Source organism: Pseudomonas fluorescens (genome assembly GCF_012974785.1).
Lineage (GTDB): Bacteria > Pseudomonadota > Gammaproteobacteria > Pseudomonadales > Pseudomonadaceae > Aquipseudomonas > Aquipseudomonas fluorescens_BT.
This window is the reverse complement of sequence record NZ_CP027561.1, coordinates 5,445,438-5,457,511: the sequence shown is the minus strand read 5'-3', so window position 1 is coordinate 5,457,511 and position 12,074 is coordinate 5,445,438. Positions and strand designations below refer to the sequence as shown.

Below are 12,074 nucleotides of genomic sequence, written 5' to 3'. Positions count from 1 at the left end.
ATGAGCGAACGAATTCTGTCCCTGGCCAGCCTGACCGTGCTGGAGTTGTCGCCACCCGAGATGGTCGAGGTCGCCGCCCGTGCCGGATACAGCCATGTCGGCTTGCGTCTGGAGCCGGCGACGGCCGAGGAATATCACTTTCCGTTGGTAGCCGATGGCGATTTGCGGCGTCAGACACTGGCGCGTTTGCGTGACACCGGAATCGGCGTGCTCGACGTGGAAATCCTGCGTCTGAAACCGCACACGGTGGTGGCGGATTTCGAGCCACTGCTCAGCGTCGGCGCGGAGTTCGGTGCCAGTGAATTGCTGGTCGCCGGAAACGATCCTGACGAGCAGCGGCTCACCGATAATTTTGCGGCACTCTGCGATCGGGCGGCGCCCTACGGTTTGCATCCGCATCTGGAGTTCATGCCGTGGACCGATGCACGCAATCTTGAGCAGGCGTTGCGCATCGTCGACAACGCCGGGCGCGAAAACGGTGCGGTGCTGGTCGATGCGTTTCACTTCGACCGTTCCGGATCGCGGCTGGAAGATCTGACCGGTGTGCCGTCCTCACGGCTGCGCTACGCACAGTTGTGCGATGTTGCCGGGCCGAGGCCGACGGACATGGCCGAGATCTTGCGTCAGGCCCGCAATGAACGACGGTTTCCTGGCGAGGGGGATTGTGACTTGAGCGGCTTATTGCGCTGCCTTCCGGCTAACCTTCCCCTGAGTCTGGAAATTCCCACGGTCAAATTGCTGGAGCAGGGCGTGAGTGGATTGCAGCGGGCGCAAATGGCGATCGACCGGACACGGGAATTGTTGGCCCGGCTTTAAGTCTGCTTCAAGGGGCGAGGCGCACGCGTCCTCGTCACCGTTTATTTTTCATTCAGAGAGAGCCCATGACCGTCAGCACTCCGCTTTCCGGCGTCAACCAACCCTTCAAGGGGATCTTGCTGATTGTCGTGGCAACCTTCCTGTTCTCCAGTCACGACGCGCTGTCGAAATACCTCTCGGGTTTTTATCCGATCGTGATGGTGGTGTGGGCGCGGTATCTGGTGCACACGCTGCTGATGGCGGGGATTTTCCTGCCGCAGTCCGGGTTGCGCGTGCTGCGCACCAAGCGTCCGTTGTGGCAGTTGGCGCGGGCGTTGTGCCTGTTGGGCACCAGCCTGTTTTTCACCACTGCGTTGCTGTACATCCCGCTGGCCGAGGCCACGGCGGTCAACTTTCTTGCGCCGGTGCTGGTGACGGCGTTGTCGGTGCCGTTGCTCAAGGAGCGGGTGACGCGCGGTCAGTGGATCGCGGTGGTGTGCGGGTTCATCGGTGTGCTGATCATCGTCCATCCGGGCGGTGACCTGTTCACCCCGGCGATTCTCTTGCCGTTCTGTTCGGCGCTGTTTTTCTGCTTCTATCAGTTGCTGACCCGCAAGCTCAGCGAGGTCGACAGCCCGACCACCAGCAATTTTTTCGCCGGGTTGTGCAACACGCTGGTGATGAGTGCGCTGGTGCCGTTCTTCTGGCAGGTGCCCAGTTTGGGACATGCGTTGTTGATGCTGGCGCTGGGCAGTTGCGGGATGACCGCGCACCTGTTTCTGACCCAGGCATTCCGCCATGCCGCACCGGCGTTGCTGGCGCCGTTCGGTTATTGCCAGATTGTGTTTGCAGGGTTGCTGGGCTGGTTGCTGTTTGCTCACACGCCGACCCTGATGACAGTGATCGGGATTGCGGTGATCTGTTGCAGCGGACTGGCGGCAGCGTGGCAGCAGAGCCGGCGCTGAAGACGTGACCGGCCTGAAATCAGGCCGGTCGGTGCAGGAAGGTTATTCGGTGATGGTAGGAATCTTGCGCGGTGCCATGAAGTACATCCAGGTCAGTGCGATGAAGTACATCGCCGGAATCAGGGTGAACAGCACGGTGTAGTTGTTGTTGGTGACGGTCAGGATGTGGCCGACGATCTGGGTCATGAACATCCCGCCGATCGCTGCGCACATGCCGCCGAAACCGAACACCGTGCTCATCATGTGCTTGGGCGTGTAGTCCATCACCAGGCTCCAGATGTTGGCGGTCCAGGCCTGGTGCGCGCCGATGGCCAGGGAGATGGCGGCGACGGCGATCCACAGGTTGGCGGAGCCGGCGGCCATGACCACGCCGATGATGCAGCAGGCGAACAGGAACATCGACAGCAGCCGCGCCTTGATCGAGTTCATGCCGCGACCGATCAGGAACGAAGACAGAATCCCGCCGCCCACGCTGCCGAAGTCGGCGGTGACGTAGATGATGATCAGCGGAATGCCCATCTGGGTAACGTTGATGCCCAGGTTGTATTGCTGATTGAGAAACGGCGGCAGCCAGTACAGGTAGAACCAGAACACCGGCGCAGTCAGCGAGTAGGCAAGGGCGAAGGCCCAGGTGCCGCGCATCCGCAGGATTTTCGAGAACGGTACGCGGGCCTGCTCCGGTTCGACTTCTTTCTGGATGTAGTCCAGTTCCGACTGTTTGACGCTGGGGTGATCTTCCGGGTTGAAATACTTAAGACCCCAGAACAGCAGCCAGATCCCGCCCAGTGCCGACATGCACAGGAACGCGGCTTGCCAGCCCCATACGTGAAGAATCAACGGCAGCAGCATCGGGGTGAACATCGCGCCGACGTTGGTGCCAGCGTTGAAGATGCCGGTGGCCACGGCGCGCTCGCCGGCCGGGAACCACAGGCGCGTGGTCTTCACGCAGGCCGGGTAGTTGGCCGCTTCAGTCAGGCCGAGGATGAATCGGCAGACCATGAAGCCCACCGCCGAGGTCGCCAGACCGTGGGCGCCGGTGGCCAGGCTCCAGAGCAGCACCGCGCAGAAGAACACGCGTTTGACGCCGACCCGGTCGATCAGCCGCCCTTGCAGCACGAAACCGATCGCGTAGCCGACCTGAAACCAGAAGTTGATGTTGGCGTAGTCCATCGCCGTCCAGCTCATTTCCTTGGCGAGGATTGGCTGCATGACGCCGAGGGCGGCGCGGTCGATGTAATTGAGGGTGGTGGCGAAAAACACCAGCGCCAGCATGCCCCAACGGGTCTTGCCGACGGCCATGGCGCCGCGGATCTTGTCGCCGATGCCACCCGTGGCAGTGCTCATGGCCGGAGCCATGCGGGAAGTCTGTGAAGGAATCATGTGTTCCACCCGTTTTTGGATTTGTTATTTGGTGTGCTTTTTTTGTGCACGCTGCGACCGGTGGTTCAGTTCCGGACTCAAGGTGAAAGGGATGTTGGGCAGTGGACGAAAAATCGTCAATTCGCCAAACCGGCATTGTGTTCGATAATCGCACGCAAAACTAACCGGGTAGTACAGTTTAAATTGCTCAATGAAAAACCGGGACCAATAATTCGCTCATCTTATAAAAGCGGCGCAATCCCCGTAGCCGACGTCTCCACCGGGAGTTGAATCATGCAGCGATCCATTGCCACCGTTTCCTTGAGCGGAACCCTGCCGGAAAAGCTCGAAGCCATTGCCGCCGCCGGGTTCGACGGGGTGGAGATTTTCGAGAACGACCTTCTGTATTACGACGGCAGTCCCCGGGAAATCAGGCAGATGTGCGCCGACCTCGGGATTGCCATCACCCTGTTCCAGCCGTTCCGCGATTTCGAAGGCTGCCGCCGCGATCGTCTGGAGCGCAACCTGGAGCGGGCCGAGCGCAAGTTTGACCTGATGCAGGAACTGGGCACCGACCTGGTGCTGGTCTGCAGCAATGCCTCGCCAGACAGTGTCGGCGACCAGCAGATCCTGATTGATGACCTGCGCCTGCTGGCTGAGCGCGCCGGCGCCCGTGGCTTGCGCATCGGTTATGAAGCGCTGGCCTGGGGCCGCCATGTGAACACGTATCAACAGGTCTGGGACATCGTGCGTCAGGCCGATCACCCGGCCCTCGGCGTGTTGCTCGACAGCTTCCACACCCTGTCGCTCAAGGGCGATCCACGGGCGATTGCCGAGATTCCCGGCGACAAGATCTTCTTCGTGCAGATGGCTGACGCGCCGATCCTGGCGATGGATGTGCTGGAGTGGAGCCGGCATTTCCGCTGCTTCCCGGGGCAGGGCGAATTCGATCTGCCGGGCTTCCTCGCGCCGATTATCCAGAGCGGCTACACCGGACCGCTGTCGCTGGAAATCTTCAATGACGGCTTCCGCGCCGCACCGCCTCGGGCCAATGCGGCCGACGGTCTGCGTTCGCTGCTGTACCTGGAGGAGAAAACCCGCCAGCGTCTGGAGCAGGAAATCCGCCCTGTGGATAACCGCGACATCCTCTTCGAAACGCCGAAGGCCAGCGAATACAACGGCATCGAGTTTCTTGAGTTCGCCGTGGATGAAAGCCTGGGCGCCAAGCTGTCGAACTGGCTGGAACGGCTGGGTTTCGTCAAGGCCGGCCAGCATCGCTCCAAGAGCGTCAGCCTGTTGCGTCAGGGCGATATCAACCTGATCCTCAACTCTGAACCCTATTCGTTCGGCCACAGCTTTTTCGAAGCCCACGGCCCGTCGCTGTGCGCCACTGCCGTACGGGTCAAGGACAGTGCCAGTGCGCTGGCCCGTGCCGTCGCCTATAAAGGTCAGCCGTATCGCGGGCTGGTCGGCCCCAATGAACTGGAGTTGGCAGCGGTGCGGGCGCCGGATGGCAGTCTGATTTATCTGGTGGATGAAGAGGCGGATGTCTACGGCACCGATTTCAATCTTCTGCCGGATGCTGTGGCTCGCGGCGGTCTCAAACGCATCGATCACATGGCCATGGCGCTGCCGGCAGACAGCCTCGACAGCTGGGTGCTGTTCTACAAGAGCCTGCTGGATTTCGAGGCCGATGACGAGGTGGTGCTGCCGGATCCGTACGGTCTGGTGAAGAGTCGCGCGCTGCGTAGTCGCGACAGTTCGATCCGTCTGCCGCTGAACATTTCCGAGAACCGCAACACCGCGATCTCACACGCGCTGTCGAGTTATCGCGGTTCCGGGGTGCATCACATTGCCTTCGATTGTGACGATATCTTCGCCGAGGTCAGCCGGGCGAAAGAAGCGGGCGTGCCGCTGCTGGATATCCCGCTCAACTACTACGATGACCTCGCGGCGCGCTTCGATTTCGACGACGAATTCCTCAGCGAGCTGGCGTACTACAACGTGCTGTACGACCGCGATGCACAAGGTGGCGAGTTGTTCCACGTCTACACCGAGCCGTTCGAGGGGCGTTTCTTCTTCGAGATCATCCAGCGCAAGAACGGTTATGCCGGTTATGGCGCGGCCAACGTCGCGGTGCGGCTGGCTGCGATGGCCAAAGCACGCAGTGGTGCCGTTCGCCAGGCGAAGTTGTAGGAAATTCGTAAACGCGGGATTAAACACGGGCCGCGCGGCTTCCTTCACTGTGCCGCGCGGCCCATAATCGCCAGCCTGTGCAGTGATGGCCGTGAGCCCGCAATGACAATGACTTCAGAACTTTCCGCAGCCCCCGTTCTACCCGCGGTTGAGCCGCGCAAGAGTCGCAAGAACAACCCGGAAAAGACCCGCGAGAATATCCTGCAGGAGGCGATCGTCGAGTTCGTCCAGCAGGGTCTGTCCGGTGCTCGTGTCGACGCGATCGCCGAGCGCATTCACACCTCCAAGCGCATGATCTATTACTACTTCGGCAGCAAGGAGCAGTTGTACGTCGAGGTTCTGGAAAAGCTCTACGGCGATATCCGCAGCACCGAAAACCGTTTGCACCTGGCCGAACTGCCTCCGGTGGAGGCGATCCGCCGTCTGGTGGAGTTCACCTTCGATCACCACGACCGCAACGTCGATTTCGTGCGCATCGTCTGCATCGAAAACATACATAACGCCGAGTACGTGAAGCGTTCCGACGCGATCAAGGCGATGAACAACACGATCCTCGATTCGCTGGGCGAGATCCTGGCGCGCGGTGCCGCTGAAGGTGTGTTCCGTGCCGGGCTCGACGCGCTGGACGTGCATCTGCTGATCAGTTCGTTCTGTTTCTATCGCGTATCCAACCGCCACACGTTCGGTGAGATCTTTCAGATCGACCTGCCGGATGAAACCATCAAGCAGCGTCATCGCGAGATGATTTGCGAGTCGGTGCTGCGTTACTTGCAGGCGTGACCGAAGTCGAGGGGGCGTCGCCCCCTCAGGGTTTATCCGTTCATGCTTTGAAAATGCGCGAGCATTCGCTGCGCATCCGGCACTTTGCCGCTGAACAGCTCAAACGCCTTCACTGCCTGAAACACCGCCATATTGCCGCCATCCAGGGTTCGGCAACCCAGGGCGCGGGCGTTGCGCAGCAGTTCGGTTTCCAGCGGGAAATACACGATCTCCGCCACCCACAATTCTGGACGCAGCAATGCGGCCGGCACGGGCATGCCCGGCAATTTGGCCATGCCCATCGGCGTGGTGTTCACCAGGCCATCGGCATGACTCAACGCGCTCGACAGATCGTGTCCGGCCACGGCCCGGCCCGCATCGAAATGTTGATTGAGGTTGTTCGCCAGGCTCTCGGCCCGTTCGACATCCACATCAAAAATGCTCAGTTGCTGTACGCCTTCGCTCAATAAGGCGTGGGCCACCGCCGCGCCTGCACCACCGGCGCCCATCTGGACCACACGTTCGCGGGCAACGTCTGGCAGCCCGCGACGAAATCCTTCGGCGAAACCCAGACAATCGGTGTTGTGGCCGACGCGTTTGCCGTCCTTCAGCACCACCGTGTTCACGGCGCCGATGCCCCGGGCTTCGGGTGAGAGCTCATCGAGCAGCGGAATAATTGCCTGCTTGCACGGAAAGGTGATGTTCAGGCCGGTGTAGTTCATTCGCTCGGCGGCCAGCAGCAGGTCGGGCAGGGCGCTGCTGTCCAGTTGCAGTTGATCGAGATCGATCAGCCGGTACAGGTAACGCAGTCCCTGTTCGTCGCCTTCATGTTCATGCAGCGCCGGAGTACGGGAAGCCTGGATGCCGGCGCCGATCAGCCCGGCGAGTATCACGTTGTTGTGGTTCATGCGGATCACCCCTTCAACCGCTGGTGGAAATGTTCCAGGGCCAGGCGATAACCGTGGCTGCCGAAGCCGCACATCACGGCCGTGGCGATGGCCGAGACGAACGAGTGGTGACGGAACGGCTCGCGGGCGTGGACGTTGGACAGGTGGACTTCGATCACCGGCAATTCGCTGGCGACCAGGGCGTCGCGGATCGCTACCGAGGTGTGCGTCCAGGCAGCCGGATTGATCACGATGCCGGCGCAACGCTGGCGGGCGCCGTGAATCCAGTCGAGCAGTTCGCCTTCGTGGTTGGTCTGGCGAAACTCCACGGCCAGGCCGAATTCTTCGGCGGCGCGCCCGCACAGGGCAGAGATGTCGGCCAGGGTTTCGTGACCGTACGTGGCCGGTTCACGGGTGCCGAGCAGGTTCAGGTTCGGGCCGTTGAGCACCAGAACGATAGGGGGCATGGGGGCAAACTCCACTTATTGTTTTTGGCTTGGGCCGAGGGTTTCGGCTTGTGGAGTTAAATTGTACTAGATGGTTACTTTAATCAATTGCTCTGCATCGACGGCCTGGTTTTGTGTGCGGTGATCGAACACTGGTGCAATTCACTGCGGCAACTGCTCGACCAGAAAATCGATGAAAGCCCTGACACGCAAAGGCATGTGGCGATTTTGCGGGTACAGCAACGTGAACGGTCGCGAGCGTCCGCTGTAGGGTTTGAGCACTTCCACCAGCGAGCCGTCGGCCAGTTCCTTTTCGACAATGAAGCGATAGGTCTGGAACAACCCGGCGCCATGTTTGGCCAGGGTCACGCCACCTAGCACGTCATCGGAGCAGCAGAAATTGCCCTCGGCGAGGATTTCCCGTGGTGTCTCTTCATCGTAAAACAGCCAGGTGATCCGCCGCCCGCTGCTGGGCAGTTCGTATTGAATGCATTCGTGCTGTTCGAGGTCTTCGAGGGTCTGCGGCGTGCCGGCGCGTTTGAGGTAGTCGGGGCTGGCGACCATCACCAGCGCCGCATCTTCCAGATGCCGGGCGATCAGGCCGGAATCGGGAATCGCTCGCACGCGGATCGCCATGTCGTAGCCCTCGCCGACGAAGTCGATGTTGCGATTGCTGATGTGCATGTCGACCTTCACCTGTGGGAAGCGCGCACGAAACGCGGGCAGTAGCGGCAGGATCCGATGATGGGCGTAAGTCGTGGGAATACTGATACGCAAGGTGCCGGACGGTTCCTGCTGCTGGCCCATGACTTCCCGTTGCGCCTCGACCAGTTGCGCCAGCGCCTGGCTGCATTCTTCGTAGTAACGTCGGCCGCTGTCGGTCAGTTTCACGCTGCGGGTGGTGCGTGCAAACAGGCGTACACCCAGGCGTTCCTCCATGCGTGACACCGAGCGGCTCACCGCTGCCGGCGTTACCGAAGCCGCCTGCGCCGCGCCGGTGAAGCTGCCGCACTCGGCAGCCAGGCAAAACAACTCGATGCTGCCCAGCTGAAGATCGTCAAAGTGTCGCTGCATGATTGAGTACACCGGGGAATGAGTCTTCGTATGTAGCAAATGCGCGGGCGCTGCGAAAGAACTGCTTACCATGTTGCCCAGGGCTTTCCTGAATCCCGCACTAGGCTCGAAAACGTAATGACCATTGAAGGCAGCAATGCCGATGGTCGGAATTGTCAGGGAATGGCAGTTTTCGAAACTCTTTAACCTAACGGATGGGTTAGCATGAAAGTGTGCAGTTACAAGGGATTGTCGGTGGTGATCATGTTGCGAGACGAACATTGTCCGCCCCATGCGCACGTAGATTCAGGTGCATGGAGTGCCCGTTTCAAATTCAGCTTCTGGCACAACGGCGTGGAGTTATGGGATGTGGTGCCCCTGTCGCGTCGGCCACCGATTGCAGTGCTTGAGGGGCTGCGCCAATCGCTGCGTGAAACTGTTCATCTGCGGCGGGCCCGTCGAATTTGGTGGACTCGTCTGCAGACTGCCTGTCTCGATAACCAATGGTGGGACGGGGACTCGAACGAAGTGGCGGTCATGCGCGAAGTCACCGGAGCGACCTTCAGAATCGGATCGGCATATTACGAACCGGAAGAAAACAAAACCCTGCTGGCCCTGGTTGGTGCTCAGGAAGGTGTGGAGATCGAACTATGAAAACAGTAAAAGCCGGTTTGCATGCTGATCGACCGGTAACGGAAAAGCGCCTCGATGAAGCTGTTGAGCGGGGAGGGCTGCGTCGCCGCAGCAGCTTGCAAGCCGTGTCGGTGGCCTTTCAGAAACCATGCCTGGTGATTCACTTCGAGGACGACAGCGGCGTATTGCTGCCGGTGAATCTCTACCGGGAGTTCGATGATTTCGAACCTGAAGACTTCAACGGGTTGAACGTCGGCTTTGCCGGCACCGCGCTCTGCCACGACGGCAAGGACCTGCAGGTTTCCATCGCCGGCATGATCTCGGCCAGTCAGCCCTTGATGGCCATGGCCGCCTCGGTGATCGCTTCGCGCAACGGTCGCCAGAGCAGCACTGCGAAAGCTGAAGCTGCCCGGGCCAACGGCAGGAAGGGTGGGCGCCCGCGCAAGATTGATCCTGCGTCATGAACAGGCACAAAAAAGCCGTCGGTCAGGACGGCTTTCTTGTCTCTGGCATCTGCCGTCAACGGCGAGTCAGCAACACGCCGGATTCCATGTGGTGGGTCCACGGGAACTGGTCGAACAACGCACAGCGGGTGATGCGGTGCGTGTCGTGCAGTTGGGCGATGTTGGCCGCCAGAGTCTCCGGGTTGCAGGAGATGTACAGGATATTGTCGAAGCGACGGGTCAGCTCGCAGGTGTCCGGGTCCATGCCGGCCCGTGGCGGGTCGACGAACACGCTGCCGAATTCGTAGCTTTTCAGGTCGATGCCGTGCAGGCGGCGGAACGGGCGAACTTCGTTCAGGGCTTCGGTCAGCTCTTCGGCGGACAGACGTACCAGGGTGACGTTATCCACAGCGTTTTCGGCCAGGTTGCTCAGTGCGGCATTGACTGAGGTCTTGCTGATTTCGGTGGCCAGCACTTTGCGCACGCGGGTTGCCAGTGGCAGGGTGAAGTTGCCGTTGCCGCAGTACAGCTCCAGCAGATCGTCGCTGCGATCGCCCAGTGCTTCGTATGCCCAGTTGAGCATCTTCTGGTTCACGGTGCCGTTGGGCTGGGTGAACGCGCCTTCCGGCTGACGATAGCTGAACGTGCGGCCGCCGACGTCGAGCTTCTCGACCACGTAATCGAGGCCGAGCACTTCGCGTTTGCCCTTGGAGCGGCCAATTATGCTGACGCCCAGATCCGCCGACAGCTGGGTGGCCGCCGCGTGCCAGTGCTCATCCAGCGGACGGTGATAGCACAGGGTGATCATCGCGTCGCCGGCCAGGGTGGTCAGAAACTCCACCTGAAACAGCTTGTGGCTCAGCGCCGCGCTGGCTTGCCAGGCCGCTTTCAATTGCGGCATCAGCTGGTTGATGCGCAGGCTGGCGATCGGGAACTCTTCGATCAGGATCGGCGTGCGTTTGTCGTCCTGGGAGAACATCGCGTAATGCCGTTCACCGGCCTCGCGCCACAGGCGGAATTCAGCGCGCAGGCGGAAGTTCTGCAGCGGCGAGTCGAACACCGTTGGCTCCGGTGCATCGAACGGGGCCAGCAGGTCACGCAGGCGCGTGACCTTGTCTTCGAGTTGTGCGGCGTAGGCCTGGGAATCAAAAGTCATGCGTTGAACCAACCCAGCTTGATCACGAACAGAATCGACAGGATCACCAGCGCCGGGTTCAGCTCACGGGCGCGGCCGGACAGCAGTTTGATCGCTGTCCAGGCGATGAAGCCGAAGGCGATGCCGTTGGCGATGGAATAGGTGAATGGCATCGCCAGGGCGGTGACCACGACCGGCGCGGCGACAGTGATGTCTTCCCAGTCTATTTCCGACAGGCCCGAAGTCATCAGTACGGCGACGAACAGCAGTGCCGGCGCGGTAGCGAAGGCCGGAACACTCGATGCCAGTGGCGAGAAGAACAACGCCAGCAGGAACAGAATCGCAACGACGACGGCGGTCAGGCCGGTGCGGCCCCCGGCACTGACGCCCGCAGCGGATTCGATGTAGCTGGTGGTAGTCGATGTGCCCAGCAGCGAACCGGCCATGGCCGCGGTGCTGTCGGCGATCAGCGCACGGCCCATTTTCGGCATGTGGCCGTCCTTGCCCATCAGGCCGGCGCGCTTGGCGACGCCGATCAGGGTGCCGGAGTTGTCGAACAGGTCGACGAACAGGAAGGCGAAGATCACGCTGACCAGCCCGATGTCCAGCGCGCCTTTGATGTCCAGTTGCAGGAAGGTCGGGGCCAGCGAAGGTGGCATCGACGTCACGCCGCCGAACGGGGTGAAGCCCATCACGATCGAGACAATGGTCACTGCGAGGATGCCGATCAGCACCGCGCCGCGCACTTTCAGGGCTTCAAGGGCAACGATCAGGGCGAAACCGAGAGTCGCCAGGATCGGTGCCGGTTGCTTCAGATCACCGAGACCAACCATGGTCGCCGGGTTGCTGACCACGATACCGGCGTTGTGCAGAGCGATCAGTGCCAGGAACAGACCGATACCGGCAGCAATCGCCGAACGCAGCGGCAGCGGAATGCTGTTGATGATCCATTCACGGATGCGGAAGATCGACAGCAGGAAGAAGCACACGGCCGAAATGAACACCGCGCCCAGCGCTACCTGCCAGGTGTGGCCCATGTGCAGCACGACGGTGTAGGTAAAGAAGGCGTTCAGGCCCATGCCGGGTGCGAGGGCGATCGGGTAGTTGGCGATCAGACCCATGACCGTGGAGCCGATGGCGGCTGCCAGACACGTGGCGACGAACACCGCGCCCTTGTCCATGCCGGTCTCGCCGAGGATGCTCGGGTTGACGAACAGAATGTAGGCCATGGCCAGGAAGGTCGTGACGCCCGCCAGAATCTCGGTCCGCACGTTGGTGTTGTGTGCCTTGAGTTGAAACAGCCTTTCCAGCATGTCTGCTCCCCGGGGCGCGCGTGGCGCCGTGAATGTATCGACCTCAACAGCAAAGCACAGACCGTCGCAAGCGCCTGGAAAATTGTGGTG

At 60.9% G+C, this 12,074-nt stretch carries 12 protein-coding genes; 6 read left to right on the top strand and 6 right to left on the bottom strand.

Annotation, left to right across the window (positions count from 1 at the left end):
• Together C6Y56_RS24860 and C6Y56_RS24855 are read left to right on the top strand one after the other, a co-directional pair.
• Positions 1-816, top strand: a complete 816-nt coding sequence (locus tag C6Y56_RS24860; RefSeq protein WP_169432021.1) for a sugar phosphate isomerase/epimerase family protein — start codon at positions 1-3, stop codon at positions 814-816.
• Between the two features lie 65 nt (positions 817-881).
• Positions 882-1,760, top strand: coding sequence for a DMT family transporter (locus C6Y56_RS24855; RefSeq protein ID WP_169432020.1), 879 nt, complete (start codon positions 882-884; stop codon positions 1,758-1,760).
• Positions 1,761-1,802: 42 nt separating this feature from the next.
• Here C6Y56_RS24855 and C6Y56_RS24850 read toward each other — a convergent pair whose 3' ends face one another.
• Entirely contained in the window at positions 1,803-3,140 is a 1,338-nt protein-coding gene (locus C6Y56_RS24850) for an MFS transporter (protein WP_169432019.1), read from the bottom strand.
• A 273-nt stretch (positions 3,141-3,413) separates the two neighbouring features.
• On the opposite strand from C6Y56_RS24850, the gene quiC reads away from it, so the two are divergent.
• Positions 3,414-5,315, top strand: a complete 1,902-nt coding sequence (gene quiC, locus C6Y56_RS24845) for a 3-dehydroshikimate dehydratase QuiC (RefSeq protein WP_169432018.1) — start codon at positions 3,414-3,416, stop codon at positions 5,313-5,315.
• Between the two features lie 102 nt (positions 5,316-5,417).
• Positions 5,418-6,095, top strand: coding sequence for a TetR family transcriptional regulator (locus tag C6Y56_RS24840; RefSeq protein ID WP_169432017.1), 678 nt, complete (start codon positions 5,418-5,420; stop codon positions 6,093-6,095).
• Between the two features lie 32 nt (positions 6,096-6,127).
• Here C6Y56_RS24840 and C6Y56_RS24835 read toward each other — a convergent pair whose 3' ends face one another.
• The 3 genes from C6Y56_RS24835 to C6Y56_RS24825 all read right to left on the bottom strand — a co-directional run bounded on the left by C6Y56_RS24835 (position 6,128) and on the right by C6Y56_RS24825 (position 8,481).
• Positions 6,128-6,982 carry a shikimate dehydrogenase gene (locus C6Y56_RS24835; protein WP_169432016.1) on the bottom strand — a complete coding sequence of 285 codons (855 nt, stop codon included), beginning with the start codon at positions 6,980-6,982 and terminating at the stop codon, positions 6,128-6,130.
• A 5-nt stretch (positions 6,983-6,987) separates the two neighbouring features.
• On the bottom strand, positions 6,988-7,428 hold the full coding sequence (aroQ, locus tag C6Y56_RS24830; protein ID WP_169432015.1) for a type II 3-dehydroquinate dehydratase: 441 nt from the start codon (positions 7,426-7,428) through the stop codon (positions 6,988-6,990).
• A gap of 141 nt (positions 7,429-7,569) precedes the next feature.
• A complete protein-coding gene (locus tag C6Y56_RS24825) occupies positions 7,570-8,481 on the bottom strand; it encodes a LysR family transcriptional regulator (protein ID WP_169432014.1) in 912 nt (303 codons plus the stop codon).
• Positions 8,482-8,685: 204 nt separating this feature from the next.
• On the opposite strand from C6Y56_RS24825, the gene C6Y56_RS24820 reads away from it, so the two are divergent.
• Together C6Y56_RS24820 and C6Y56_RS24815 are read left to right on the top strand one after the other, a co-directional pair.
• Complete coding sequence (locus tag C6Y56_RS24820) at positions 8,686-9,114, top strand: hypothetical protein (protein WP_039771768.1); 429 nt, start codon at positions 8,686-8,688, stop codon at positions 9,112-9,114.
• Positions 9,111-9,557 carry a hypothetical protein gene (locus C6Y56_RS24815; RefSeq protein ID WP_169432013.1) on the top strand — a complete coding sequence of 149 codons (447 nt, stop codon included), beginning with the start codon at positions 9,111-9,113 and terminating at the stop codon, positions 9,555-9,557. Before C6Y56_RS24820 ends, C6Y56_RS24815 begins: the two co-directional genes overlap by 4 nt.
• A gap of 55 nt (positions 9,558-9,612) precedes the next feature.
• Here the strand turns inward: C6Y56_RS24815 and trmA are convergent, their stop codons facing one another.
• Complete coding sequence (gene trmA / locus C6Y56_RS24810) at positions 9,613-10,692, bottom strand: tRNA (uridine(54)-C5)-methyltransferase TrmA (protein ID WP_169432012.1); 1,080 nt, start codon at positions 10,690-10,692, stop codon at positions 9,613-9,615.
• A complete protein-coding gene (locus C6Y56_RS24805; RefSeq protein WP_169432011.1) occupies positions 10,689-11,984 on the bottom strand; it encodes an NCS2 family permease in 1,296 nt (431 codons plus the stop codon). The genes trmA and C6Y56_RS24805 overlap by 4 nt, the downstream gene beginning before the upstream one ends.
• Between the last annotated feature and the right edge of the window lie 90 nt (positions 11,985-12,074).

Bases quoted from the DNA above. Each gene is read 5' to 3' on its own strand.
- C6Y56_RS24860 (WP_169432021.1), top strand. From the start codon at position 1: ATGAGCGAACGAATTCTGTCCCTGGCCAGCCTGACCGTGCTGGAGTTG.
- C6Y56_RS24855 (WP_169432020.1), top strand. From the start codon at position 882: ATGACCGTCAGCACTCCGCTTTCCGGCGTCAACCAACCCTTCAAGGGG.
- C6Y56_RS24850 (WP_169432019.1), bottom strand. From the start codon at position 3,140: ATGATTCCTTCACAGACTTCCCGCATGGCTCCGGCCATGAGCACTGCC.
- quiC (WP_169432018.1), top strand. From the start codon at position 3,414: ATGCAGCGATCCATTGCCACCGTTTCCTTGAGCGGAACCCTGCCGGAA.
- C6Y56_RS24840 (WP_169432017.1), top strand. From the start codon at position 5,418: ATGACAATGACTTCAGAACTTTCCGCAGCCCCCGTTCTACCCGCGGTT.
- C6Y56_RS24835 (WP_169432016.1), bottom strand. From the start codon at position 6,982: ATGAACCACAACAACGTGATACTCGCCGGGCTGATCGGCGCCGGCATC.
- aroQ (WP_169432015.1), bottom strand. From the start codon at position 7,428: ATGCCCCCTATCGTTCTGGTGCTCAACGGCCCGAACCTGAACCTGCTC.
- C6Y56_RS24825 (WP_169432014.1), bottom strand. From the start codon at position 8,481: ATGCAGCGACACTTTGACGATCTTCAGCTGGGCAGCATCGAGTTGTTT.
- C6Y56_RS24820 (WP_039771768.1), top strand. From the start codon at position 8,686: ATGAAAGTGTGCAGTTACAAGGGATTGTCGGTGGTGATCATGTTGCGA.
- C6Y56_RS24815 (WP_169432013.1), top strand. From the start codon at position 9,111: ATGAAAACAGTAAAAGCCGGTTTGCATGCTGATCGACCGGTAACGGAA.
- trmA (WP_169432012.1), bottom strand. From the start codon at position 10,692: ATGACTTTTGATTCCCAGGCCTACGCCGCACAACTCGAAGACAAGGTC.
- C6Y56_RS24805 (WP_169432011.1), bottom strand. From the start codon at position 11,984: ATGCTGGAAAGGCTGTTTCAACTCAAGGCACACAACACCAACGTGCGG.